General features: G+C 38.1%; 1 protein-coding gene and 1 pseudogene. Both read left to right on the forward strand.

Going from position 1 to position 1,311, the window contains the following annotated elements; all coding sequences use genetic code 11:
• Window positions 1-533: pseudogene (locus tag ABD005_RS18030) on the forward strand (hypothetical protein); the annotation flags it as partial.
• A 12-nt stretch (window positions 534-545) separates the two neighbouring features.
• Entirely contained in the window at window positions 546-1,298 is a 753-nt protein-coding gene (locus tag ABD005_RS18035) for a PoNe immunity protein domain-containing protein (protein WP_343819147.1), read from the forward strand.
• Window positions 1,299-1,311: the final 13 nt, after the last annotated feature.

Raw genomic sequence — 1,311 nt, forward strand, 5'->3', positions numbered from 1 at the left:
TAAAAACGATTGAACTCAAAGCCCCAAGTGGCAATAATTTACCCGGTGGTCAAGCAGCTAAAGCTTTAACAAAGTCACGAAAAACACCTGATGATTTTACTGAATTTAAATCAATGAACCATAAAAAGGCTGCGGCAGGAGAGTATAATAGCCACCAACTCATGACTGAAAAAGGCTATACACCACTCGGAAAAACTGACGGTAATTACAAACCCGGTGAAACAGGTATAGATGGTATTTACCTTCACCCGAACCCACCGCCTGATTACGTTATTACTGAGGCCAAATATAATACAGCGCGTTTGGGTAAAATGGCTGATGGCTCAAAACAGATGGATAATAATTGGATCACAGCTAAACGCCTTGAAAAAGCAGGGTTAAGTAAGAAAGAGCAAAGAAAGATCTTAAAAGCACTTGAAAACGATGACGGTACAGTACAAAAACTCCTAATCAGAAATAAAGAAGATGGTTCACTGGTAGTTAAAGAGTTAACTGAAAATGCCAAAATCATTGGGAAAGCAATTAAATTATAAAAGAGATCACAAATGTTAAGAGATACCTTAAGAAATAAAGAGTACTTTGATGAAAATATTACTTTTTGCGAGGAGTGTTTATCTGAGGATATTGAAGAAGTTAAAGTGGGCAGTTTTGTAGATAAAGTGAAAATGAAGAAGTCTTTTCGCCTTGTTAACGATATATTAAACTTAGCTCATCAAAAATACTCACGAGGCGACGCTCTAGCCGAATTTGAGTCTTATGCATTTAAGGTTCTTGAATACCGCCAATGGCAAAAACACTATGCTGATGCTTTGCCGGAAAATGAACAAGTAGCACGTATTGGTTTGGAAGAAATTCGTGAAGACTATTTAGAAGATTGGTTGAGATGGCTCGCATTTGCTTATTGTTTAGGTATGGGGCAAGACTACTACCAACAAGTACTTGAGCTTATAGCTAACCAAGGACAAGACGGCTTATTAGATAATATTGCCGTAGCCATGGGCGATAAAGGCCGTGCAGTAGCGAAGTCTGCCTTATTTAAAAAACGTTTTGGCAAATTGTTTAAGGTGATAGAAGCAGAGCCTGTGTATAAGTCAGCGCTAGTTAAAGTTTATTTAGATGCTTGGTATACATTATATGGGAGCCTTGACACTCACCTTTTAGATAATGATGCCTACAATGGCTATTGGTGCTGGGGCGCCGCTTTAGTGGTTAAGCTTTACAACATAGACGATAGCAGCTTTATTGACCATGAGTACTACCCAAAAGATTTAGTGCACTGGCAAGATAATAACAAATAAGGTTAGGAATTAG

This window comes from Colwellia asteriadis (assembly GCF_039523295.1).
In the GTDB taxonomy this organism is placed as follows: domain Bacteria; phylum Pseudomonadota; class Gammaproteobacteria; order Enterobacterales; family Alteromonadaceae; genus Colwellia; species Colwellia asteriadis.